General features: G+C 76.8%; 17 protein-coding genes and 1 other RNA gene. 10 read left to right on the top strand and 8 right to left on the bottom strand.

Features of this window, described 5'->3' with window-relative positions; genetic code table 11:
• Positions 1-38: 38 nt before the first annotated feature.
• The 3 genes from rnpB to ACK586_RS10505 all read right to left on the bottom strand — a co-directional run bounded on the left by rnpB (position 39) and on the right by ACK586_RS10505 (position 1,590).
• Positions 39-448, bottom strand: an RNA gene (gene rnpB, locus ACK586_RS10515) — RNase P RNA component class A.
• A 28-nt stretch (positions 449-476) separates the two neighbouring features.
• On the bottom strand, positions 477-1,211 hold the full coding sequence (locus ACK586_RS10510) for a PIG-L deacetylase family protein (protein WP_409330427.1): 735 nt from the start codon (positions 1,209-1,211) through the stop codon (positions 477-479).
• 19 nt (positions 1,212-1,230) lie between these two features.
• Complete coding sequence (locus ACK586_RS10505; RefSeq protein WP_409330426.1) at positions 1,231-1,590, bottom strand: DoxX family protein; 360 nt, start codon at positions 1,588-1,590, stop codon at positions 1,231-1,233.
• Positions 1,591-1,614: 24 nt separating this feature from the next.
• Between ACK586_RS10505 and ACK586_RS10500 the strand changes: the two genes are divergently transcribed.
• The gene (locus ACK586_RS10500; protein ID WP_409330425.1) at positions 1,615-2,370 is read left to right on the top strand and encodes a sulfite exporter TauE/SafE family protein; all 756 of its coding nucleotides are present in this window, start codon (positions 1,615-1,617) and stop codon (positions 2,368-2,370) included.
• A 21-nt stretch (positions 2,371-2,391) separates the two neighbouring features.
• Positions 2,392-3,627, top strand: a complete 1,236-nt coding sequence (locus tag ACK586_RS10495) for an SLC13 family permease (RefSeq protein WP_409330424.1) — start codon at positions 2,392-2,394, stop codon at positions 3,625-3,627.
• Positions 3,628-3,630: 3 nt separating this feature from the next.
• Here ACK586_RS10495 and nadA read toward each other — a convergent pair whose 3' ends face one another.
• The 4 genes from nadA to ACK586_RS10475 all read right to left on the bottom strand — a co-directional run bounded on the left by nadA (position 3,631) and on the right by ACK586_RS10475 (position 8,233).
• Complete coding sequence (gene nadA / locus ACK586_RS10490; RefSeq protein ID WP_409330423.1) at positions 3,631-5,364, bottom strand: quinolinate synthase NadA; 1,734 nt, start codon at positions 5,362-5,364, stop codon at positions 3,631-3,633.
• An 83-nt stretch (positions 5,365-5,447) separates the two neighbouring features.
• Positions 5,448-6,566: a bifunctional RNase H/acid phosphatase gene (locus ACK586_RS10485; protein WP_409330422.1), complete on the bottom strand. Its 1,119-nt coding sequence runs from the start codon at positions 6,564-6,566 to the stop codon at positions 5,448-5,450.
• A 70-nt stretch (positions 6,567-6,636) separates the two neighbouring features.
• Positions 6,637-7,377 carry a zinc ribbon domain-containing protein gene (locus ACK586_RS10480; protein WP_409330421.1) on the bottom strand — a complete coding sequence of 247 codons (741 nt, stop codon included), beginning with the start codon at positions 7,375-7,377 and terminating at the stop codon, positions 6,637-6,639.
• 4 nt (positions 7,378-7,381) lie between these two features.
• Positions 7,382-8,233, bottom strand: coding sequence for a Nif3-like dinuclear metal center hexameric protein (locus ACK586_RS10475; protein WP_409330420.1), 852 nt, complete (start codon positions 8,231-8,233; stop codon positions 7,382-7,384).
• A gap of 190 nt (positions 8,234-8,423) precedes the next feature.
• On the opposite strand from ACK586_RS10475, the gene ACK586_RS10470 reads away from it, so the two are divergent.
• The 6 genes from ACK586_RS10470 (at position 8,424) to ACK586_RS10445 (ending at position 19,385) form a co-directional block, all read left to right on the top strand.
• Positions 8,424-10,382 (top strand): FUSC family protein, encoded by a 1,959-nt coding sequence (locus ACK586_RS10470; RefSeq protein ID WP_409330419.1) that lies wholly within the window; start codon positions 8,424-8,426, stop codon positions 10,380-10,382.
• A 45-nt stretch (positions 10,383-10,427) separates the two neighbouring features.
• Positions 10,428-11,432 carry an alpha/beta fold hydrolase gene (locus ACK586_RS10465; protein ID WP_409330418.1) on the top strand — a complete coding sequence of 335 codons (1,005 nt, stop codon included), beginning with the start codon at positions 10,428-10,430 and terminating at the stop codon, positions 11,430-11,432.
• A gap of 160 nt (positions 11,433-11,592) precedes the next feature.
• The gene (locus ACK586_RS10460) at positions 11,593-13,041 is read left to right on the top strand and encodes a WS/DGAT/MGAT family O-acyltransferase (protein WP_409330417.1); all 1,449 of its coding nucleotides are present in this window, start codon (positions 11,593-11,595) and stop codon (positions 13,039-13,041) included.
• 58 nt (positions 13,042-13,099) lie between these two features.
• Positions 13,100-14,098, top strand: coding sequence for an NAD-dependent epimerase/dehydratase family protein (locus ACK586_RS10455; RefSeq protein ID WP_409330416.1), 999 nt, complete (start codon positions 13,100-13,102; stop codon positions 14,096-14,098).
• 119 nt (positions 14,099-14,217) lie between these two features.
• Positions 14,218-16,461 (top strand): glycerol-3-phosphate 1-O-acyltransferase, encoded by a 2,244-nt coding sequence (locus tag ACK586_RS10450; RefSeq protein ID WP_409330415.1) that lies wholly within the window; start codon positions 14,218-14,220, stop codon positions 16,459-16,461.
• Positions 16,458-19,385: an HAD-IB family hydrolase gene (locus tag ACK586_RS10445; RefSeq protein WP_409330414.1), complete on the top strand. Its 2,928-nt coding sequence runs from the start codon at positions 16,458-16,460 to the stop codon at positions 19,383-19,385. The genes ACK586_RS10450 and ACK586_RS10445 overlap by 4 nt, the downstream gene beginning before the upstream one ends.
• Before the next feature lie 142 nt (positions 19,386-19,527).
• On the opposite strand, the gene ACK586_RS10440 is transcribed toward ACK586_RS10445, so the two are convergent.
• Positions 19,528-20,460, bottom strand: a complete 933-nt coding sequence (locus ACK586_RS10440) for an alpha/beta fold hydrolase (protein ID WP_409330413.1) — start codon at positions 20,458-20,460, stop codon at positions 19,528-19,530.
• Between the two features lie 190 nt (positions 20,461-20,650).
• Here ACK586_RS10440 and ACK586_RS10435 point away from each other — a divergent pair, with 190 nt between their 5' ends.
• Together ACK586_RS10435 and ACK586_RS10430 are read left to right on the top strand one after the other, a co-directional pair.
• On the top strand, positions 20,651-21,454 hold the full coding sequence (locus tag ACK586_RS10435) for an esterase/lipase family protein (protein ID WP_409330412.1): 804 nt from the start codon (positions 20,651-20,653) through the stop codon (positions 21,452-21,454).
• Between the two features lie 94 nt (positions 21,455-21,548).
• Complete coding sequence (locus ACK586_RS10430) at positions 21,549-24,176, top strand: protein kinase domain-containing protein (protein ID WP_409330411.1); 2,628 nt, start codon at positions 21,549-21,551, stop codon at positions 24,174-24,176.
• Positions 24,177-24,295: the final 119 nt, after the last annotated feature.

Genomic DNA, 24,295 nt, shown 5'->3' with positions numbered 1-24,295 from the left:
CCGCCGCTGACCGGAGGAGCTCGGTCGGCGGCGGGCGACGGACGAGTCGGCCTGTACGCCGGGTTCTGTCCTCGGGTGCCTCGCGGCCTCCCGATGGGCGGTCATCCATCTAGGCCTGCCGTTGCCGGCAGGCTCGAGCGGTCCACCCGCAGGCTCGGGCGGGCAGCCCTCGAACGCCTGCGCAGGACCACGTCCGGTCGCCCGGACGCCGTCCCTCTCGACCTTGCTCCGGGTGGGGTTTACCGAGCCACACCGGTCACCCGGTGTGCGGTGGTCTCTTACACCACCGTTTCACCCTTACCGGCGGCGAGCCGCCGGCGGTCTGTTCTCTGTGGCACTGTCCCGCGGGTCACCCCGGGTCGCCGTTAACGACCACCCTGCCCTGTGGAGCCCGGACGTTCCTCGGCGACGGGGTCTCCCCCGCCGACGCGACCGCCCGGCCGACTCGTCCGTCGTGCCGGTGAGTCTAGTGCCCCTCAGCCGGCGTAGAGGGCGAACCCCGCGGACCGCCGCCCGTCCGCGCCGGCCGGGGTCGCTATGTCGACCTGCCGACGTGCCTGCTCCTCGACCGGGTCGTCGGCGAGCGCGGCCAGGTAGCGGCGGTGCTCGGTGAGGGAGGCGACGGCCGGCTCGACCCCGTCGGTGACGTCGACGGTGTGGGTCACCCCGACCGGTGTGCTGACCGCGATCCAGCGGACGCCGCGCCACGGCTCGGGATCGGCCAGCTCGGGGAAGATCCACTCGTTGGCCGCGTCACCGACGGCGTCGACCGCGCAGCGGCCCAGGGCCCGGTGGTCGGCGCTGTTCCAGAAGGCCGGCGCCACTCCCGGTGGCGTCCACGTCTCGCCCCAGTGCATCGTCACGACCAGCTCGGGGCGGTGCCGGCGGACGGCGGCGGCCAGCGAGCGGCGCAGCTCCGGACCCTCGACCAGCCGGCCGTCGGGGTGGCCGAGGAACTCGACCACGGAGACACCGACCGCCGCGGCCGCCCGGCGCTGCTCCTCCTCGCGCACCGGCCCGGCCGCCTCCGGCGGGCAGCCGGCGATGCCGGCCTCGCCGCTGGTCGCCAGCACGTAGCGGACGTCCTTGCCGGCGGCGGTCCAGACGGCGACGGCGGCGGCGCAGCCGTACTCGATGTCGTCGGGATGGGCGACGATCACCAGGGCGCGCTGCCAGTCGTCGGGCAGCGGCTCGGCGGCGGGTGCGGTCATGGCACGCCATCCTGCCGGGTCAGCGGCCGCGCGCCACCCGCAGCGCGACGCCGATCATCGGCGCCTGCAGCGGCAGCCGCAGCGCGGCCACGGTCATCGGCAGCGCCTTCCGCGGGACGACCCGGAAGGTGTGCAGGTGCGCCGGCACGAACGCGGCCAGCAGCCCGGCCGCCGCCCAGCCACCGGCCCGGCGGGTCGCCGGCACGGCCATCAGCACCGCCGTCCCGATCTCGGCCACACCGCTGAGCAGCACCCACCGGCGGGCGTCGCCGAGCTCGGGCGGGACCAGCCACTCGTAGGTGCGGGGCCGCACCAGATGCAGCACACCGGATCCGCCGAGTGCGGCCAACAGCACCTTTGCCCTACCGGGGAGTCGCATGCCACGACCGTAGGCTGACCCCTCGTGTCCGCCGCCGACCTGCTGGTCATCGCCGCCGTCGCCCTCGCAGCCGGCGGCATCAACTCCATCGCCGGCGGGGGCTCGCTGATCCTCTTCCCGGTGCTCGTCGCCCTGGGACTGGGCACGGTCGCGGCCAACGTCACGAACTCCGTGGCGCAGTGGCCGGGCTACATCGGCGGGGTGCTCGGCTTCCGCAGGGACTACGTGGGCCAGCGCAACCGGCTCGTCCGCTTCGGCCTGGTCGCGCTGCTGGGCGGGACCGCCGGCTGCGTGCTGCTGCTGACCACCCCCAGCGAGGCCTTCGACGTCGTCGTCCCGGTGCTGGTGCTCCTGGCCAGCCTGCTGCTCGCACTGCAGCCCCTCATCACCCGGCGGCTCAAGCGCGCCGCGGAGGGCGGACCGCGGCGCGACCCGCGGTGGCTGTACCTCGCGCTGTTCCTCGCCACCGTCTACGGCGGCTACTTCGGCGGCGCGCTGGGCGTGATCCTCGTCGGCGTGCTCGGGGTCGGCCTGCACGACCTCAAGCTGTCCAACGCCCTGAAGTCGGCGCTGTCCACGGTCACCGCCACCGTCACCGTCGTGATCTTCGGGATCTGGGGGCCGGTCGACTGGCCCGCCGTCGCCGTGGCCGCCCCCTCCGCGCTGCTCGGCGGGTTCCTCGGCGCCCGCGTGGCCCGCCGGATCCCCGTCACCCCGCTGCGGGTCTTCATCGTGGCCTTCGGCGTCGCGGTGTCGGTGTACCTGTTCGCGCGCATCTGAGCCGGACGCCCCGTGCCCGGCGTGGACCCGACCGCCCTCGCCGCCTCGACCGCCGTGCTGGCGGCGACCATCGCGGCCGCCGTGGCCGCCCGTCCCCGGGTGCCGGCCGCCGCCGTCGCCGCCGGCGGGGCCGTCCTGCTGTGCGCGAGCGGGCTGGTCGGCTGGTCCGGCGCCGCGGACGCGGTCGGGGACGTCGCCCCGACGATCGGCTTCCTCGTGCTGGTCCTGCTGCTCGCTGCACTGGCCGACGCCGAGGGGCTGTTCACCTGGGCCGCCGCCCGCACCGCGGCCCGCGCCGGGAGCTCGCCGGCCCGGCTGCTCGGCCGGGTCGGGCTGCTCGCCGCGGCCGTGACCGCGGTGCTCAGCCTGGACGCCACGGTGGTGCTGCTCGTGCCCGTGGTGGTCGCGACCGCAGCGCGGATGCGGGTGCCCGCCCGGCCGCACGCCCTGCTGACCGGGCACCTGGCCAACAGCGCGTCGCTGCTGCTGCCGGTCTCCAACCTCACCAACCTGCTCGCCTTCGCGGCCACCGGCCTGTCGTTCCTGCACTTCGCGGGGCTGATGGTGGGTCCGTGGCTGGCCGCGGTCGCCGTCGAGTACGCGGTGCTGCGGTGGCTGTTCCGCGCCGACCTGGGCGTCGTCCCCGGCACCGCCGGCGCCGTGGCGCCCCCGGTGCCGCGCTTCGCGCTCGCCGTGGTCGCGCTCACCGTCGTCGGCTTCGGGATCGCCTCCCCGGCGGGGGTGTCACCCGCGGTGCCCGCCGCCGTCGGGGCCGGCGTCCTGGCGCTCCGGCGGCTGGCGAACGGCGGCAGCAGGCCGGCGGACCTCGTGCGCGCGGCGGACCTGCCGTTCGCGGTCTTCGTGGCCGGGTTGGCCGTCGTCGTGCTCGCCGTCCGCCGGGCGGGTCTCGAGTCGCTGCTCGCCGCCGTCCTGCCGGACGGGGACGGGCTGCTCGCGCTGCTCGCCGTCGCCGGTGTCGCCGCGCTGCTGGCCAACGCCGTCAACAACCTGCCGGCGACCCTCGCGCTGCTCCCGGTGGCCGCGGCCGGCGGCCCGGCCACGGCGCTGGCCGTGCTCATCGGCGTCAACATCGGGCCGAACCTGAGCTACGCCGGGTCGCTGGCCAACCTGCTGTGGCGGCGGGCCCTCGGCCCGGCGGCGCCCGGCGCGCTGGGCTTCACCGCCGCCGGCCTGGCCACCGTGCCGCTCACCCTGATCGCGGCGACGACGGCGCTGTGGGCCGCGCTGCAGTTCTAGGGGTCACTCGCCGCCGCGGCCGGGCTCCCCGATCGCGATCATGGCCTCGACGGCGCGGCGGGCCCGGGCGGCGGTGCCGGGGTCGACGTCGACGACGCCCGTGCCGGTGCGCAGCGTGTGCAGCAGCTTGGCCGGGGTGATCATCTTCATGTAGCGGCAGGCGGCGCGGTCGTTCATCGGGATGAACTCGGTCCCGCTGTTGAGCGCGCGCAGCTGGTGCAGGATCCCGACCTCGGTGGCCACCAGCACCTGGCCCGCGGTGGTGTTCTTGGCGGCGTCGGCCATGCCACCGGTGGACAGCACCCGGGTGCGCTCGGCCGGCAGGTCGCCGTGGCTGACCAGGTCCAGCACCGAGGTGGTGCAGCCGCACTCGGGGTGCACGAGGATCTCGGCGTCCGGGTGGGCGGCCACCTGCGCCCGGACGTCGGAGGGGCTGATGCCGGCGTGCACGTGGCACTCCCCCGCCCACACCCGGATGTTCTCCCGCCCGGTCACGCGCCGGACGTGCGCGCCGAGGAACTGGTCGGGGCAGAACAGGATCTCCCGGTCGGCCGGGATCGAGCGGACGACGTCGGCGGCGTTCGACGACGTGCAGCAGATGTCGGTCTCGGCCTTCACCGCGGCGGTGGTGTTGACGTAGCTGACCACGACGGCGCCGGGGTGCTCGGCCTTCCACTCGCGCAGCTGCTCGGCGGTGATGCTGTCGGCCAGCGAGCAGCCGGCCTCGAGGTCGGGCAGCAGCACGGTCTTCTCCGGCGAGAGGATCTTCGCCGTCTCGGCCATGAAGTGGACGCCGCAGAAGACGATCTCGCGGGCGTCGGTCTGCGCGGCGACCCGGGAGAGGTACAGCGAGTCACCGGTGTGGTGGGCGACGTCCTGGATCTCGGGCACCTGGTAGTTGTGCGCCAGGATCACCGCGTCGCGCTCGTCGGCGAGGCGGCGGACCTCGGCGGCCCAGCTCTCGTACTCGGCGGGCGACAGGGTCCGCTCGTCCCCCGGCACGGCGGGGGTGGCGGGCGCGATCGTCGAGGTCACTCGGGCTCCTGGGGTCGGGCGGTCGGCCACATGATCCCCGCGCGGCGGGTCGGCCTCCCCGGCGGGGTCCTCCCGTGCAACACCCCCCGCGGCGCCGTCCTTCCCGGCGTCAGCGCCGGACGTCGTAGACCAGGTGCAGCACCCGCTTCCCCGCACGACGGTCACCGGGTCCTCCAGCAGCACCTCCGGCGCGCCGCCGGTGCCGAAGAACGGCTTGCCCGAGCCCAGCACGACCGGCACCAGCGCGAGCGCCACCCGGTCGACCAGCCCCGCGCGCAGCGCCTGCCCGCCGACGTCGCCGGCCGACACCGTGACGTCGCGGTCGCCGGCCAGCTCCCGGGCCCGCTCGATGCCGCTGCGGACGTCGGGCACGAAGCTGAACGGCGCGGTGCCGGCGTGCGGCCAGTCGCCGACGGGCCGGTGGGTCACGACGACGACGTGCTCGCCGTTGGGCGGCACGCCGTTCCAGCCGTCGGTGACGTCGAACAGGCGCCGGCCGCAGACCATGGCGCCCACCCGCCCGGCGAACTCCCGCATGTGGTCGGCCGACTCCGCGGTCACCCGGAACGGCCGGTCGGGGTCGCTGAAGGTCAGCTCGACGTCGCCGTTGCCGTACCAGTCGAACAGCGGACCGGGCATGTCGTCGTCCCGGGCCACGTACCCGTCCAGGGACACCGCCGCGAACAGGACCACCTCGCCCATCGCCCACCTCCGCCGTCGGCCGCTCCTCGGTGGAGCGGTCGGGAGGAGGACGGCGGGCGCATCCTCGACTCATCGGTCGAGGACTACGGCAGGTGCGAGACGTCGTTGACCAGCCGGACCGAGTGCCGCCCGTCGGTGGACCAGGCGACGGTCGACAGCGACGCCGCGGACAGGAACAGCCGGTGCACGACGGCGTCGTCGACGTCGAGCGCGGCGGCCAGCAGCAGCTTGATCGGCGTGACGTGGCTGACCAGCAGGACCACCTGGCCGCGGTGCTCGCGCAGCACCCGGGCCCGGGCGCGGGCGACGCGCCGGGCGACGTCGGCGATCGACTCCCCGCCCGGCGCGGCCACGTCCACCTCGGTGAACACCCGCCGGGTGGCCAGCGGGTGCTTCGCGCGGGCCTCGTCGGCGGTCAGCCCCTCGAGGTCGCCGAAGTCCATCTCCACCAGGTCGTCGTCGTACAGGACCGGGAGCCCCAGCCGAGCCGCGACGATCTCGGCGGTCTCCCGGGTGCGCCGCAGCGGCGAGGCGACGACGACGTCGACCCCCAGCCGGGCGGCGCGCTCCGCGGCGGCCTCCGCCTCCGCCCGGCCGACCGCCGACAGCGGCAGGTCGTTGCGGCCGCTGAACCGGCGTTCCGGGGTGTGCTCGGTCTGCCCGTGCCGCAGCAGGTGGGTCACGGTGGTGACCACCGGCGCGCGCTCCGCCGGGGCGGGCTGGACGTCGTCCTCGGTGGTGCTGGGCTCGGCGCCGGCGTCCCGGTGGACCGGCCTGCCGTCCATGGCGCTGTTGGCCAGCGCGTCGGCGGCGGAGTTCTGCGCCCGCGGGATCCAGGTGTAGCGGACCCGGCCGAGCTGCCGGGCGATCTGCTGGGCCTGGATCGCGAGCTTCTTCATGTCCGGGTGCTTGACCTGCCAGCGCCCCGACATCTGCTCGACGACCAGCTTGGAGTCCATGCGGACCTCGACCTCGGCGGTCGAGGCCGCGCCGCCGGTGAGGTCCAGCACCGCCTGCAGACCGGCCACGAGACCGCCGTACTCGGCGACGTTGTTGGTGGCCCGGCCGACGCTCGCCGCCCGCTCGGCCAGGAGCTTGCCGGTGACGGCGTCGCGGACCAGCGCGCCGTAGCCGGCCGGCCCCGGGTTGCCCCGTGACCCACCGTCGGCCTCCACGACGTACCGGGCCGTCACAGCGCCCACGGTTCGACTCCGGACCCGATCCGCTCCTCGGTCGCCGGCGCTCCCCGCGATGCTCCCTCGCCCGTCGTTCTCACAACCCGGACTCGGCGGTGCGCACCAGGATCCGCCCGCAGTTCTCGCAGCGGACCACCTCGTGCGGGTCGGCGTTGCGCACCGCGGCCAGGTCGCGGCCGTTGAGCTCGATCCGGCAGCCCTGGCAGGCGCGGGCCTGCAGCAGGGCCGCGCCGGTCGTGCCGGTCTGGGTGCGGATCCGGTCGTACAGCGCCAGCAGCGGGGCGGGCACCGCAGCGGCCGCCGACGCGCGGGCGCCCTCGTGGTTCGCGGTGGAGTCGGTGACGTCGGCCAGGGCGTCGTCGCGCGCCTGCTCGGCCCGGGCCAGGGCCTCGCGGGCGGCGGCGTGCGCCTCCTGCGCCTGCGCCAGCGCCGCCTCCGCCGTCTCGACCTGCTCCATGAGCTCGAGCTCCTGGTCCTCCAGGTCGCCCTGCCGGCGCTTGAGCGACTGCATCTCGTGCTGAAGGTCGGTCATCTGCTTCGCCGAGACGCTGCCGCCGTCCAGCAGCTTCTGGTCCTTGTCCGCGCGCGCCCGCACGGTCTGCACGTCGGCGTCGAGCCGGGCGACCTCGCGCTGCAGGTCGCGCACCTCGGTCTCGGCGCGGACGACGGCGCCCGCGGTGTCCCGCTCGGTCCCGGCGGCGGCCTCGACGGCAGCCGCCTCGGGCAGGGTGCGGCGCCGGTGCGCGAGCTGGGTGAGCGCGACGTCCTCGGCGGCGAGCGCCAGCAGCTTCTGCTGGTCGAAGTGGTCGGCCTTCACCGCCTCAACCTACCGTCGGGGCGGCGACGGCCCGGCCCGCGTGCTGGGGCACGTGCGCCGTCCACGGATCGGTGCGCGGCGCCGCCACCGCCACCTCGACGCGGCCGCCGAGGTCCTCGGCCAGCACCCGCGCGGCGACCGGCAGCCACGGCCACTCGGTCGCCCAGTGCGCGACGTCGACCAGCGCCGGGCCGGCCCCCTCGCCCGCCTCGGACACGGGGTGGTGCCGCAGGTCGCTGGTGAGCAGGACGTCGGCACCGGCGGCGGCGGCCGCGGGCAGCAGCGAGCCCCCGCTGCCACCGCAGACCGCGACGGTGGTGATCCGACGCTCGGGGTCGCCGGCCACGCGCACGCCGCCGGCGGTCGCCGGGAGCGCGGCGGCTGCGGCGGCGGCGAACTCGCGCAGCGTCACCGGCGAGGGCAGGCGGCCGATCCGGCCCAGCCCGGCGGCCGGGTCCTCCCCCGCCGGCTGGAGCGGGACGGCGTCGACCAGCCCGAGCACGCCGGCCAGGGCGTCGTTGACCCCGCAGCCGGCAGCCCGGTCGGCGTTGGTGTGCGCGACGAACAGCCCGGCGCCGGCGCGGACCAGGCGGTGCACCAGCCGCCCCTTCGGGTCGTCGGCCGGCACACCGTGGACCCCGGAGAGGAACAGCGGGTGGTGGGTGACCAGGAGCGTCGGCCCGGCGGCGACCGCCTCGTCGACGACGGCGGCCACGGGGTCGACGGCGAACAGCACCCGCCCGACCGGCTCGTCGCGGTCGCCGCACACCAGCCCCACGGCGTCCCAGTCCTCCGCGAGCGCGGGGTCGTAGCGGGCCTCGAGCGCGGCGACGACCTCCCCCAGGGTGACGGTCACGGAACGCGACGCTAGCGGACGCGGCCGCGCCGACCGGCTGCTGCGGTACGGCCGCCGGTGCCGCGGTGCAGCGCGGCGGTGGCCACCACGGCGCGGCACCCGCGGTCACCGGCGCGGCCGGAACCCGGTCACCGGCGCGGCCGGAACCCGGCCACGGTTGGCCCGCGACGGGTGCGGGGAAGGTCCCGGCGTGGCGGAGCGGGCGGTGCGGGCGCCGGCGTGGCTGGAGGAGCTGGCCCGCACGACGCCGCCGGCGGTGCCCTGGCCGGACGTCGTCCGCTTCGCCGTGACCGTGCCCATGCCGCTGGCGGTCGCCGTGCTCGTGGCCGGGGGCATCGAGCCCGGTGCCGTGCTCGGCGCCGGGGTGTTCGGGACCACCGGGGCGCTGGCCGCCAGCCTCGCGCCGACGGGCGGCCCGCTGCGCGACCGGCTGCGGCGGACCGCGGCGGCGACCGCGTTCGGCGCCGCCGGGCTGGTGATCGGGCAGTACGCGAGCGGCGGAGGCTGGCTGCCCGTCGTGCTCATCGCGGTCGTCTCGGCGGCGGCCGCGCTGATCAGCGCCGTCAACGCGGCCCTGTCCCTCGGTGCGCTGCAGCTGCTGATCTACACCGCGCTGGCCTCCGGGCTGGTCACGCCGCTGCCGGCGGCCGCCGAGGTCGGCTTCTTCTTCGCGGGGGCGGCCTGGGCGACGCTGACCACCCTCGTGCAGGCCGCGGCCGAGCGCGGCGACCCCGACCGCGCCGCCGTCGCGGAGGTGTTCACCCGCACCGGGGAGCTGCTGGCCGCGGCGGGCAGCGCCGACACCGACGAGTCCCGCCGCCGGCTGACCACCGCGCTCAACGCCGCCTACGACCGGGTCATCCGCAGCCGCAGCTCCACGGCCGGCCGGTCCCGGGAACTGTCGGAGCTGGCCGGGGTCCTCAACGGCGCGGCGCCGCTGGTCGAGGCGACGGTCGCCACCGTGCGCGCCGGGGTGCCGGCCGACCCCGCCGACGTCACCGCCGTCCACGCGCTGGCCGCCGCCGTCACCGGCGACCGCGAGCTGCCCGCCGGGCGCCCGCCGCCCCTGGACGACGGGCCGCCCACCCGGCGCGCGGTGCGGCACGGCCTGCGGCTGGCGTGGAACGTCGTCGGCGACCCCGAGGAACGGGCGGGCGCCGCCGTCCCGCTGCCCCGGCTCGACCGGCGCACCCGGCTGCGCGACCTCGCCGACCGCACCGTCGCCAGCCCCGACACCCGCTCCTTCGCCGTCCGGCTGGCGCTGTGCATGACCGTCGCCGAGGTCGCCCGCCAGCGGCTGCCGCTCGAGCGGCCCTACTGGGTGCTGCTCACCGTCGCGATCGTGCTCAAGCCGGACTTCGGGTCGGTGTTCACGCGGGCCGTGCACCGCGGCGTGGGCACCCTGCTCGGCGTCCTCATCGGCTCGCTGCTGCTCGCCGTGCTGCCCCGGGACGCCTGGGTGCTGGTCGCGATGGCCGTGGCGGCCGGCCTGCTGCCCTGGGCCCGCGGCGCCAACTTCGGCCTCTTCTCCGTCTTCCAGACGCCGGTGATCATCCTGCTGCTGGACCTCGCGCTGGCCGGCGGTCCGGGCCTGGTCGGCGCGCGGATGGTCGACACCCTCGTCGGCTGCGCGATCGTGCTCGTCGTCGGCTACGCGCTGTGGCCGCAGACCTGGCGGGCGCCGCTGGACGAGGCCCTGCGCGACGCCGTCACCGCCCTCGACGCCTACGTCGGGGCCGCGTTCACCTGCAGTCCGGCGGAGACCCGCCGCACCCGCCGGCGCAGCTACCGGGCGCTGACCGAGCTGCACACGCAGCTGCAGCGCCGGCTGGCCGAGCCGCCGCCCATCAGCACCCGCGCCGCGGCCTGGTGGCCGGTCATCGTCCAGCTGGAACGGACCTCCGACGCGGTCACCGGGGCACTGATCGCGATCCGCACCGGCGACCCGGTCCCCGACCCCGGGCAGGTGACCGCGCTGCGCCGGGCGGTCGGGGAGCTGGCGGACGACGTCGCCGCGCACCGCGCCCCCGACGACGCGGAGGTCCACGCCGAGGGCGTTCTCGCGCCGGTGGCCCGGGAGGTCGACGCCGCGCGCCGGCTGGTCCGCGACGCGGGCCCCGGCCGCCGCCAGAGCTCCGACACCGCCTGACCGCGCCGGGGTTGGCGGCGGCTGCGGCCGGGCACCGACCGACCCGTGCCCCTGCCGCCCGGCGTCGACGCCCCCGTCCCCGGCCCGCCGGGCCCCCCGCCGGCCGGGTCCCGCACCGTCCGCACCGACGACGGCGTGGACCTGCACGTGGAGTTCGACGGCCGGGACGGCGGCCGCGCGGCGGAGGCGGGCGCGGGCGCCCCGCTCACCGTCGTCTTCTCGCACGGGTCCACCGCCCGGCTGGCCGAGTTCGACGTCCACCGGCCGGCGCTGCGCGACCGCGCGCGGCTGGTGTTCTGGGACCAGCGCGGGCACGGCCGGTCCGGCTGGACCAGGCTGACGGCCGCCACCGTCGACCGCACCGGCCGCGACCTCGGCCACGTGCTGGACGCCGTCGCGCCCGCGGGTCCGGTCGTCCTCGTGGGCCACTCGATGGGCGGGATGAGCATCATGGCGCTCGCGCGGCAGCGGCCGGAGCTGTTCGGGTCCCGCGTGGTGGGCGCCTTCCTGCTCGCCACCTCCCCGGGCGGGCTGGTCGGCACCGGTGTCCTGGGTGCCTGGGTGACCGTGTTCCGCCGGCTGCGCCTGCTGGGCCCGTGGCTGCGCGGGCTGCAGCTCGTGGCGCCGCTGCTCGAGCGGGTCCGCCGCCGCGGGACGGCGGTCGGCCGCTGGTTCACCCGCCGCTACCTGTTCGGCCGGGACGACGCGGACCCGGCCGACGTGCGGCTGGTGCAGGACCTGCTGGAGGAGACGCCCTACACCGTCACGCTCGCGTTCTGGGCGACCTTCCTCGACCACGACGAGACCGCCGGGCTCCCGGTCCTCGGCCGGGTGCCGACCACCGTCGTCGCCGCCACCCACGACCGGCTCACCCCGGTCGGCCACGGCCGCCGGCTGGCCGGGCTGCTGGGCGGGAACGCCGAGCTGGTGGTCGTCCCCGGGGCCGGGCACAGCGTGAACCTCACCCGCACCGAGGTGGTCGACCGCGCGCTCGCCGAGCTCCTGGACCGGGTCGAGGCCGGGCTCCCCGGCGCACGCCGGGCGGGGTGACGCGGACCACGTCCGGCGTCCCCGAACCGCGGACCGGGGCGGCTCGTTGCTCCGATTGCGGCGGGCGGGCAACCGGGGTTGGCTTCGCCGCACACCCGACGACGTGTGACGCGCCCCGTCCAGGACGGGCGGGGCGGCAAGGGAGCTGACCGTGGACCGCATGAGCCCGACCGACGCCGGTTTCTACTTCGCGGAGAGCGAGAACACCCCGCTGCACGTGGGCTCGGTCGCCGTCTTCGAGGGCCCGGCCCCCAGCTACGGCGACGTCATCCGGCTCCTGCTCAGCAAGCTGCCGCTGGTGCCCCGCTACCGGCAGCGCGTGCGGCCCGTGCCGTTCCAGCTCGGCCGCCCGCTGTGGGTCGACGACCCGCACTTCCAGATCCTCTACCACGTGCGGCACACCGCCGTGCCCGGTCCGGGCAGCGACGAGCAGCTGCGCAACCTGGCCGGCCGGGTCCTCGGGCAGCGGCTCGACCTGGCCAAGCCGCTGTGGGAGCTGTGGCTGGTGGAGGGGCTGGAGAACGGTCGCTGGGCGATCATCTCCAAGGTCCACCACTGCATGGTCGACGGCGTCGCCGGCACCGACCTGATGCAGCTGATGTTCGACCTGACCCCGGACGCCACCCACCCCGAGCCGCAGGACTGGACGCCGCAGCGCGGGCCCTCGACCGTCGAGGTGGTGGCCGGCGCGGTGCAGGACGCGCTCACCCAGCCGCTGCGCCAGATCGCCGCCGGCGAGGGCGGCCCGCGCCTCGGCGGCCTGGCGAAGTCGGTGCTGGGCACCGGCCGGTCGGTGGTCAAGACGCTGCCGACCGTCGCCCGGCAGCTCACCACCCCGATCGCCCGGTCGCTGTCCGGCCCGATCGGCCCGCACCGGCGGTGGGCGTGGACCGAGGCCCAGTTCGACGAGCTCAAGGCGATCCGCACCGCGCTCGGCGGCACCGTGAACGACGTCGTCCTGGCCTCGATCGCGACCGGCTTCCGGGACCTGCTCGAGCGCCGCGGGTCGCTGCGCGAGGGCCTCGTCGTCCGGTCGATGGTGCCGGTGTCGATGCGGCAGGAGCACGAGCGCGGCACGCTGGACAACCGCATCTCCGCGGTGTTCGTCGACCTGCCGGTGGCCGAGCCCGACCCGGTCGCCCGGCTGGAGTCCGTCCGCGCGCAGATGGACGAGTACAAGCAGATGCTGCAGCTGGTCGACGCCCGGTCGATCATCGCGATGGGCGACTTCGTGGCCCCCACCCTGCTGTCCCTCGGGGTGCGGGCGGCGCTGGGCGCCAGCCAGTTCTACTCGCAGGCCGTCACCACGAACGTCCCCGGCCCGCGCGTGCCGCTGTACGTGCTCGGCCGGCGGATGTGCTCGGCGCACGCCTACGTGCCGATCGCCGGCGGCACCCGCGTGTCGATCGGGATCTTCAGCTACCTGAACACGATGACCTTCGGCATCAACGCCGACTTCGACGGCTTCCCCGACCTCGACGTCCTCGCCGGCGGCATCCGCCGCGGCATCGACGAGCTGGGGGCCGCGGCCGGGACCGCCGAGCCGGCACCCCCGTCGACCGCGGCGGAGCGCCCGTCGCCGAAGCGGCGGAAGGCCGCGGCCCGATGACGACGGTCCCGGCGCTCCCCGCTCGCAGGCCCGCGGCGGGCCCCTGCACGGGGCCGACGTGACCGAGACCGACCTCACCGTCGCCGTCACCGGCCCCACGGGCACCTTCGGCGCGGGCCTGGTGCCGTTGCTGCAGGACGACGACCGGGTCGCGCGGATCGTCGGCATCGCCCGCCGCCCGTTCGACCCGGCCGCCCGCGGGTGGACGAAGATGGAGTACCGGCGCGGCGACGTCCGCGACCCCGGCGCGCTGGCCGAGGCGTTCGGCGACGCGGACGTCGTCGTCCACCTCGCGTTCCTCATCACCGGCAACGCCTCCCGGCAGACCGCGCGGGCGATCAACGTCGACGGCACGCTCAACGTCTGCCGCGCGGCGGCGGCGGCCGGCGCGCGCCGGTTCGTGTACGCCTCGTCGGTCGCCGCGTACGGGTTCTCCGCCGATCTGCCCGAGCTCGTCGACGAGGAGTGGCCGGTGCGCCCGGCGTCCCGGCTGTTCTACGCGCAGGAGAAGGCCGAGCTCGAGCACCTGCTGGCCGCCGAGGCGGAGCACGCGCCGGACATGGCGCTGTACCTGCTGCGCCCACCGGTGGTGGTCGGCCCGAACGTCGTCGGCGGCAAGGACGTGCTGCCGGGCCCGCTGGCGCCGCTGGGCCGGGCGCTGTTCAGCCGGCCCCGGCGGCTGCCGGTGCCGCTCCCGGTGGCCGTGCCGGCGCTGCCGCTGCAGCTGGTGCACGAGGACGACGTCGGCCGCGCCCTGCAGCTGTGCGTCGTCGCCGCCGGGCCACCGGGGGCGTACAACATCGCCGGCGACGGCGTGCTCACCGCCGCCGACGTCGCCCGCGAGTTCGGCGCGGTCCCGGTGCCGCTGCCGGCCCGCCCGGCGCAGGTCGCGGCGCGGGCGATGGCGTCGCTGCCGTTCCTCCCGCCGGTCGCCGAGTGGGTGGAGGCGGTGAGCCGTCCGGTGATCATGGACACCGCCAAGGCCCGCGAGAAGCTGGGCTGGGAGCCCCGCTTCAGCGGGGCCGAGGCGCTGCGGGACACCCTCGACCGGGGGTGAGCCCTTCCCCCCGCGGACGCCGGACCGGCAGGCTCGGCGTCCCGCGGTCCTCGCGCGGTTCCGGCCGGACGGCGCAGCACGGGGCCAACGGTCCGGGAGCCCCCCGGAGAGAGGTGCACATGACCACGCTCGTGGACATCGACGTCCCGCTGATCGTGCTCACCGACGCCGACAGCGAGGTCGAGCGGCGGCTGGTCGCCGACGCGCTGCCGGCCGGCGACGACCGGACCACCGTCGTCCCGCTGCGCGGCACGGCGCTGGCCGGGCCGCTGGCCCAGGCCTCCCCCGACACCGTGGTGACGGCGGTGCGCGTGGCCTGGCAGCCGCGCCGGCCGGGCCCGCGCGAGCGGGGACGCCGCAGCCGGCTGCAGGACGCCCGCCCCTCGCTGCTGCGCCGCCCGCCGGCTCCGCTGCAGGCGGCGGCGCTGCGCCGCGACCCCGAGCGGGCGCGCGCGGTCGTCGCCGAGCCGGCGAGCGTGGCCGAGCTGACGCAGCGCTGGGACGGCACCGGCGACCTCGCCGCCTTCGTCGCCCGCCAGGCGGCCCTCGCCCTGGACCGGGCCGAGCGGCAGGTCGTGGGCGACCGGGCGAAGGTGCCGCGGCACGTGGCCGAGGCGATCGAGCACAGCCCGGAGTTCCGCGCGGAGGTCGCGGCCGTGGCGGCCCGGCTCGAGCGGCCCGAGGAGGAGGTCGCCGCCGAGGCGGTGGCGGACCTGCACGGCCTGGTGGCCGGGATGGACCCGGTCGCCGTCGAGCTGTTCACCGGCCTGCTGCGGCCCGTGCACGCCCGCGCCTGGGACGTGCAGGTCGACGCGGCCCGCCTGGACGGGCTGCGCGAGCTCAACCGCCGCCACCCGCTGGTGTTCCTGCCCAGCCACCGCTCCTACGTCGACCCGCTCGTGCTCGCCGACGTCCTGGCCGCGCACGACTTCCCGCGCAACCACGTCCTCGGCGGGGAGAACCTGCGCTTCTGGCCGGTCGGCCCAATCGCCAAGCGCGCCGGGCTGGTGTTCATCCGGCGCAGCTTCGGCGACGACCAGGTCTACAAGCTCGCCGTCCGCGAGTACTTCGCGTTCCTGCTGGCCAAGCGGTTCAACCTCGAGTGGTACCTGGAGGGCGGCCGCAGCCGTACCGGCAAGCTGCGCCCGCCGCGGCACGGCCTGCTGAGCTACGTGGCCGACGCCGTCGAGCGGGGCCGGGTGGAGGACGCCTACGTCGTCCCGGTGTCGATCACCTACGACCAGCTGCGCGAGGTCAGCGGGATGGCCGCCGAGCAGGGCGGCGCCGCCAAGCGCGGCGAGGGGCTGTCCTGGATGGCCTCCTACATCCGCGAGCAGGTCCGCACGCCGCTGGGCACGGTGCACGTCGGGTTCGCCGAGCCGATCTCGTTGGCCGCCGCCCTGCGCGCAGGCGCCGACGCCGCCGATCCCGACGCCCGCCGCCTCACCCTGCAGAAGGTGGCGTTCCAGGTCGCCGTCGGCATCAACTCGACCACCCCGGCGACGGCGACGGCGCTGGTCACCCTGGCGCTGCTCGGCGTGCGCGACCGGGCGCTCACCCTCGCCCAGGTGCAGCGGGTCCTGCAGCCGCTGCTGGCCTACCTCACCGAGGGCGGGCGGCCGCACTCCGGCGCCGCGCTGGACACCGCCGGCGGGGTGCGGCGGGTGCTCACCGCGCTGGCCCAGCAGGGTGTCGTCACGGTGTACGAGGGCGGCGAGGAGCCGGTGTACTCGATCGAGCGCGGCCAGCACCTGGTCGCCGCCTTCTACCGCAACAACGCCATCCACCACGTCGTGGACCGGGCGATCGCCGAGCTGGTCATGCTGCGCGACCCGGCCGACCGCTGGGACGAGGCCTTCCGGCTCCGCGACCAGCTCAAGTTCGAGTTCTTCTTCCCCGAGCGCGACGACTACCGTCGCCGGCTCACCGCCGAGCTCGAGCGGCTCGACCCGGGCTGGGAGACCGCCGACGGGCGCGAGGTGCTCTGCCGGGCGCCGCTGCTGCTGGCCCACCGCGTGCTGCGCTCGTTCGTCGACGCCCAGCTCGTCGTGGCCGAGCGGCTGGCCGCCAGGGACCCGCGGACGCCGGTCGTGCAGGCGGACTTCCTGGCCGAGTGCAGCGGCGTGGGCCAGCAGATGCTGCTGCAGGGCCGGCTGCACGGGCCCGAGTCGCTGTCCCGGGAGCTGTTCGGGACGGCGCTGCAGCTGGCCGCCAACCTCGACCTGGTCGACCCCGGCCGCGAGGAGCTGGCCCGCCGCCGGCAGGAGTGGGCCGCCCAGGTCCGCGACGTCGTCGGGCGGGTCGCGGTGATCGACGAACTGGACGCCGCCGCGCGGCGGGAGAACGTGGGGGTGGAGCCGTGACGGCCCGGCAGGAGCGGACGGACGGCGGGGCGGGGCGCACGCTCGTCTGGACCGAGGAGCAGCTGGTCGCCGACGTCGACGCCGCCCCGCCCGGCCCGCGGACCGGCGCCTTCTTCGACTTCGACGGCACGGTCATCGACGGCTACTCGCTGGCCGCCTTCGCCCGCCACCACCTGCGCTCGCTGGAGGTCACCCCGCAGGCCCTCGGGCAGCTGCTGCTCAACGGCCTGCGCGGGGTCACCACCGAGCAGGACTTCGAGCGGTTCACCGTCGCCGGCATGCGCGCCTGGGCCGGCCGCAGCGAGGACGAGCTGGCCGAGCTGGGCGAGCGGTTGTTCGTGCAGGGCATCGCCGGCTCGCTGTTCCCGGAGGCCTGGCGGCTGGTCACCGCCCACCTGCAGGCGGGGCACACCGTCGTCCTCGCGTCGTCGGCCACCCGCTTCCAGGTGGAGCCGGCCGCCCGGGCGCTGGGCGTCGAGCACGTCCTGGTCTCCCCCGTCGAGATCGTCGACGGCGTCTGCACCGGCCGTCCCGGCGGCCCGCTGCTGTGGCGCAAGGGCAAGGCCGCGGCCGTGCGCGCCTTCGCCGAGGAGCACGGCATCGACCTGGCGCAGAGCTACGCGTACTCCAACGGCGACGAGGACGTGCCCTTCCTGCGCACCGCGGGGCGGGCGCGCGCGCTCAACCCCGGCACCGGGCTGGCCGCCGCCGCGCGCCACTACTCCTGGCCGGTGGCCCGGTTCCGCCGCCGCGGCCGCACGTCGGCCGCCGACCTCGCGCGCACCGTCGCCGGGGTCGGCGGCATGCTCGGCGGCTTCGCCACCGGGGTCGCGGTCGGCGCGCTCGGCGGCTCGCGGCGCGAGGCGGTCGACCTGGGCATCACCCTCGCCGGGGAGCTCGGCAGCGCGATCGCGGGGGTCCGGCTCGACGTCGAGGGCGCCGAGCACCTCACCACCCGCCCGGCGGTGTTCCTGTTCAACCACCAGAGCCAGCTCGACGTCCTGGTCCTGGCGAAGCTGCTGCGCGGCGGCTTCACCGCCGTGGCGAAGAAAGAGCTGGAGCGGACGCCGGCCTTCGGGCTGGCCTTCCGGCTCGCCGACGTCGCCTTCGTCGACCGGGCGGACTCCGGCCAGGCCCGGCAGGCCCTGGAGCCCGCGGTGCAGCGGCTGCGCGACGGCATCTCGCTGGTGATCGCCCCCGAGGGCACCCGGTCGGTCACCCCGACCCTCGGCCCGTTCAAGAAGGGCGCCTTCCACGTCGCGATGCAGGCCGGCGTGCCGATCGTGCCGATCGTGCTGCGCAACACCGGCGAGCTGATGTGGAAGGGCGCCACGACCGTCTCCCCCGGCGTCGTCCAGGTCCGGGTGCTGCCGCCGGTCCCCACCGACGGGTGGTCCGCCGAGGAGGTCGCCGACCGCGCCGCCGAGGTGCACGGCATGTACCTGCGCACCCTGACCGACTGGGGCGGCCGCGGCGAGCGGCCGGTGGTCAGCGAGGAGCCCACCGCCGGGCAGCACGCGCCCCTCCCGGCAGCGCCGCTGGACTGGGGCAGCTCGCCGGACATGAACCCGCTGGAGACGGCGATGTGGCGGGCGGAGGCCGCCGACCCGCGGCTGCGCGCCAACGTGTCGCTGCTGGAACTGCTCGAGCCCGCGCCGGAGTGGGAGCGGCTGCGTGCGGCGCACGAGTGGGCCTCGCGGATGGTGCCGCGGATGCGCCAGCGCGTGGTGGAGCCGGCGCTGGGTGTCGGCACGCCGCGGTGGGTGACGGTGGAGGAGCTCGACCTCGACGCGCACGTGCACCGGGTGCGGCTCGACCCGCCCGGCACGATGCGCCAGCTCCTCGACGTGGTCGGGGAATTCGTCTCCGCGCCGCTGGACCGCACCCGCCCGCTGTGGCAGGCGATGCTCGTCGAGGGGCTGGCCGACGGGCGGGCCGGCTACGTGGTGAAGACCCACCACAGCACGACCGACGGGCTGGGCGCCGTCCAGCTGATGGGCAAGCTGCACAGCCGCACCGCCGAGCACGACCCGGTCCGGCCCGAGCCGCCGGTCCCGCTGCCCGACGACGACGTCTCCCGCACCGCCCTGCTCACCGAGCGCCTGGTCGGCACGGCCCGCTCCGCGCCGCTGGAGCTGCTGCGCCGCGGGGTGGACGTGCTGGCCGCCGGGCGGCCGCGGGACGTCGTGGCCTCCGCGCTGGGCTCGGCCCGCTCGGCCGGCCGCACCCTGACCCCGCCCGGGCCCGGCTCGACGCTGCTGGCCAGCCGCGGCGGGGACTGGCACCTGGAGGTGCTCGAGGTCCCGCTGGCCGACCTCAAGGCCGGGGCGAAGGCGGCCGACGGCTCGCTCAACGACGGCTTCCTCGCCGCGATGGTCGGTGGTTTCCGCCGGTACCACGAGCGGCACGGTGCACCGCTGGGCACGCTGGCCGTGGGCATCCCGATCAGCCTGCGCAGCCAGGACGCCCCGGAGGGCGGCAACCGCTTCACCGGCGCCCGCTTCCCCGCCCCGCTGGACCAGGCCGACCCCGCCGACCGGATCCGCACCATCCGCGAGTTCGTGCTGTCGGTGCGCAGCGACAGCAGCTCCGGGGTGCTCAACGACCTGCTCGCGCCCACGCTCAGCTGGCTGCCGGCACCGGTCATCGGCGCGGTCTCGGGGCGGCTGACCAGCGCCAACGACGTCCAGCTGTCGAACGTGCCGGGCGTCTCGCACCCGGTCTACGTCGCCGGCTCCCGGATCGTCCGGATGTTCCCCTTCGGCCCGCTGCCCGGTTGCGCGGCGATGATCACGCTGCTGTCGCACGAGGGCCAGTGCTGCATCGGCGTCAACGTCGACTCGACGGCGGTGACCGACCCGGAGGGGCTGGTGGCCGACCTGCAGGCGGGGCTGGACGAGGTGGTGGCGCTGGGCGGCAGCTGAGCCGGGTCGGCAGGGCGGCGTCCGCGAGGCCCTCGACCCCGCAGCGGCGACCCGACCACTCTGCCGGCGGCTTCGGGACGTTGCCGGCCGGATCGGAGCGGCAACGTGCGGAGAGCACCGGCAACGTGCCCCGCGGACGCGGTCAGCCGCGGTCGGCCGGCTCCCCCTCGCCGGCCGGGAGGAGCCCGCCGTCGCTCAGCCAGTCGAGCAGGTGATCGGCCACCACCCCGGGCACCTGCAGCTGCGGCACGTGCCCGACGCCGGTCAGCTCCACGTAGCGCCAGTCGGGGTGCCGCCCGGCGATGTCCCGGGCGGCGGCCACCGGGACCAGGCGGTCGCGGTCGCCGTGCACCAGCAGCACCGGCCCGGAGACGGCCGCCATCGCCTCCCGGTAGCGCCGCGGATCGGCCAGCACCCACAGCAGGGAGCGCGCGGCGGCCAGGAACGCCTTGTCCATCCCGGCGACGTCGCGCCGCTCCTCCAGCAGGGTCACCGACCGGTCGATCACCTCCGCGGGCAGCGCGTCCGGGTCGACCCCGCACAGCTCGAGCAGCTCGCGCACCCGGGCCAGCGGCGTGGTGCGCACCCTGCGCAGCCACAGGACGCGCTCGGCGAGGAACGGCACGGCGTAGACGGCGAACTGCAGCGCGACGGTGGGGTCCAGCGCCCGGCGGGGACCCGGGACCGCGGGGTCGAGCAGGACGGTGCCGCGGACCCGCTGCGGGGACCGGGCGGAGGCGAACAGCGAGATCATCCCGCCCATCGAGTTGCCGACCAGGACCGCCGGGTCGCCGACCACCTCCCGGAGGAACCGGTCGAGCACCAGGACGTTGGCCGGCACGCTGGCCCGCCGCCGGCCGGGCTCGCTGCGGCCGAAGCCCGGCAGGTCCAGCGCCCAGACCCGGGCGTGCGGGGTGAGCAGCGGCGCCAGCAGGTCCCAGTTCAGGTGCGAGCCCCCGAGCCCGTGGACCAGCACGACCGGGGGGCCGGCCTCGGCACCGCCGAAGTCGATGTAGTGCACCGGGCCGTCGAGCTCCACGGTGAGGGAGCGCCCGGGGACCTGTGTCTCGTCCACCCGGTCACCGTGGCACGAGCACCGCGCGCCCGCCCGGCCGGGTGGTGCGACGCCCGGGACGGGTGGGACGACGGTGTGTCGATCGCCACAGCGGACTGCCGAGGACACGGATGTGTCTCGGCGGGTGTGCCCGCCGTCCCGCCCCGGGTAACGGGCGGGTGACCAGCGCCGGTCGACGAGGAGGATCTCCGTGGCACGACAGCCCAGCGGCGGCCCCGCACTCCCGCTCTACCTGAGCGAGCCGGGCCGGGCCGTGGCCGACTACGGCCTGTACCTGGCCGCGCGCCCCCTCCTGCAGGCGCTCCCCCACGGCGACGGCCACCCCGTGCTGGTCCTCCCCGGCCTGCTGGCCGACGACGCGTCCACGCGGACGCTGCGGGCGACCCTGCGGCGGCTGGACTACCGGGTGCACGGCTGGCGGCTGGGCCGCAACATCGGCCCGACGCCGACCTGCGTGGGCGGCATGCGCCGGCGCCTGGACGACCTGGCCGACCGGTACGGCCGGCCGGTCAGCCTCGTCGGCTGGAGCCTCGGTGGGATCTTCGCCCGCGAGCTCACCCGCGCCACCCCCGACTCGGTGCGCCAGGTGATCACCCTGGGCAGCCCGTTCCGGCTGACCTGCGAGTCGCAGACCCGCGCGGCCCGGGTGTTCAACCGGTTCTCCCACCTGCACGTGGACTCGGTGTCGTTCCCGCTGGAGAGCGAGTGCACGCCGCTGCCGGTGCCCGCCACGTCGATCTACTCCCACGCCGACGGGATCGTGCACTGGCAGACCTGCCTGGAGACCCCGGGGCCGCGGGCGGAGAACATCGCCGTCCACGCCAGCCACCTCGGGCTGGGCCACCACCCGGCGGTCGTCTACGCCGTGGCCGACCGGCTGGCGCAGGCGGAGGGCAGCTGGCGGCACTTCCGCGCGCCGGCGGTGCTGCGGCCGGTCTTCCCCCGCCCGGACGTGCCCCGGCCGGGCTCCCCCCTGGCGGCCACGGCCGCCTGACGGGCGGCCCGGCCTCCCCCGGTCGGCTGAGCGGGCCACCCGACCGCGCGGCCGCGAGGTCCCGACCAGGCCGTTTTCTGGGAGTGTGCGCCCCGTGTGGCTGCGGCTGGCGGGGCACGAGCCCGAGCTCGTGGAGATCGACGTGCACGGGGACCCCCCGGGTCGCGCGGTCGTCGACCTCCTCGTGCGGTCGGGCCTGGTGTCCCGGACCGGTGGCGGGCAGCTGCGGATCGCGCGCACCCGCACGGCGCTCGACGTCGACCAGCCGGTCTCCGAGCTGGGGCTGCGCAACGGCGACGTCCTCACCTCCACCGCCGCGGCGCCGCAGCCGGTCTCCGGGACCGAGCTCGTCGTCGGCATCGGGCCGTCGGCGGGGGCTCGCCTGCCGCTCGACGGCACGGTGACCGCCGGCCGCGAGGGGCAGCTGCGGATCGACGACCCGGGTCTGTCCCGCGAGCACGTGCGCTTCACCGCCGACGGCGAGGACGTCCTCGCCGAGGACCTGGGGTCGCTCAACGGCACCCACCTGTTCGGCCGCCCGCTCGGCGCCCCGACGCCGGTGCCGGTCGGCGCCCCCGTCGAGGCCGCCTCCACCGTGCTGCGGCACCACCCGCGGCAGCCGCCGCCGGTGCCCCACCTGCCGGTGGTCCGCGGCGTGGCCCGCTTCCGGAGGCCGCCGCGGGCGCCGCTGCCGCCCCCTCCGCCGCCGCGCCTGGTGTCGGCGCCGCCCGGACCCCGGCCCCGCCGCCTGCTCCCCTGGTCGCGGGCGGCCCGCGACCACCGGTACCGGGAGGCGGCCTTCGGCAGCACGCTGGAGGCTGCCCGCAGGGGGCTGGAGCGGGACCTGGTGGCCGAGGGCGTCCGCCGCTGGGCGGCCGCGCCCGACCTGGCCGACGTGCTGCGCCGCACCGAGGGTCCGGCGCCCGACCTGTGGGAGCGCCGCCCCGGGGACGCCGACTGGCTGCAGGTGCGGGTCGGCTGGACCGACCTGCCGTCGGAGGCGACCTACCGGCTGGCCGACGGCGGCGATCCGCGGCGGCGCGAGGACGCGGCGCGCTCCCTCGAACCCCACGCCGTCGCCCGCTGCGCGCCGCTGACGGTGCGCCTGCCCGAGGTGGGCGCGCTCGGGGTGACCGGCGCGCGCGAGCAGGTGCTGGCGCTGGCCCGGTGGCTGGCCCTGCAACTGGCCGCGCTGCACAGCCCGCGCGACCTGCGCCTGGCCGCGGCGCTGCGCAGCCGCTCGGGCTGGGCCTGGTTCGCCGCCCTCCCGCACGCCGGCTCCGACGACGGTCCGATGCTCGCGACCGGGCCGGACGACGCGCGCCGCCTGCTGACGTCGCTGACCGGGCTGGTGACCGGCCGCGCACGCGACCGCGACGCCCGCCCCGCCGACGAGCCGGCGGTCGTCCTGCTCGTCGACGAGGACCTCCCCCTGCCGCCCGAGGTCCTCGCGCCGCTGCTGCAGCACGGCCCGTCGGTCGACGTGCACCCGGTCTGGCTGGGCCGCCGCCGCGCGAGCCTGCCCGCGGCGTGCCGGGCGGTCGTCTCCGTGGCACCGCCCGGATGCGCCGTCACCTGGGCCGACGCGGGGACGACGGTGACCGACGCCAGCCTCGACGTCGTCCCGCCCGGTCCCGTGGAGACCGCGGCCTGGAACCTGGCCGGGCTCGACGACGCCGACCGCACCGGCGACGACCACGCCCCGGCCTCCGAGCCGGGCGCCCGGCTGCTCGGCATGGGCGACCCCACCCCGGAGGAGGTCCTCCGCGCCCGCGAGCGCGAGCCCGACCGGGCGGCCGGGACGGCGGAGCCGATCCCGGTCGGCTCCACCGTCGGCGGCTACCTGCTCAAGCGGCAGCTGGGGGCCGGCGGCATGGGTGCGGTCTACCTCGCCCGGCACCGGTCGCTCCCGCGCGACGTGGCCCTCAAGGTGCTGCACCCCGGCTTCGCCGGGCACCGGCAGTTCCGCGAGCGCTTCGAGCGGGAGTCCGACGTGCTGTGCCGCCTGGACCACCCGAACGTCGTGGACGTCGTGGACCGCGGCCAGGACGGCGACCTGCTGTGGATGTCGATGCGCTACATCGCCGGCCCGGACCTGGACACCGCGCTGCGCGAACGCGGGCCCTTCCCGCCCGAGGACGCGGTCGGGGTCGTCACCGACGTCGGCCGGGCGCTGGACGCCGCGCACGAGGCCGGGCTGCTGCACCGCGACGTGAAGCCGGCCAACGTGCTGCTGCGCCGGCACGCCGACGGCACCGAGCAGGCGATGCTCACCGACTTCGGCATCGCCAAGGACCTCGCGGCGGCGGTGTCGCTGACCGGCGCCGGGGAGGCCCCGCTCACCCTGGCCTACGCCGCACCCGAGCAGCTCGAGGGCCTGCCGCTGGACCGGCGGGCCGACGTCTACTCCCTCGGGGCGGTGCTGTTCGAGGTGCTCACCGGGCGCCGCGCGTTCCCGGCGGCGGACATGGCGCCGCTGCTGGCCTCGGTCCTGACCGGTCCGGTCCCCGACGTCCGCGCGCTGCGCCCGGACACACCCCCGGCGCTGGCCGAGGTGGTGACGCGCGCGCTGCAGAAGGACCGCGAGGCCCGCTTCGCCGGGTGCCTGGAGCTGGTGCTGGCCGCCCGGGCGGCGCTGGCGCCCGCGGGTCCCGCGCCGCGCACGGTCGTGGGGCGGCCGGAGGTCCCGCCGCCGCCCGGCGCGTCCCCCGGGAGGGGCTGACGGCGCCCTGATCGGGCGGAGCCGTCCACCGGGCGGTTCCCCCCGGCGGCTCGGCGACGTACCTTCCCCGGCAACCGGTCGGCGCCGACCAGGGCTCGTGCCCGGCGCCGGGTGGCCAC

The sequence above is a fragment of the Trujillonella humicola genome (genome assembly GCF_046233715.1).
Classification (GTDB): domain Bacteria; phylum Actinomycetota; class Actinomycetes; order Mycobacteriales; family Geodermatophilaceae; genus Trujillonella; species Trujillonella humicola.
This window is presented reverse-complemented; position numbering and strand designations above follow the sequence as displayed.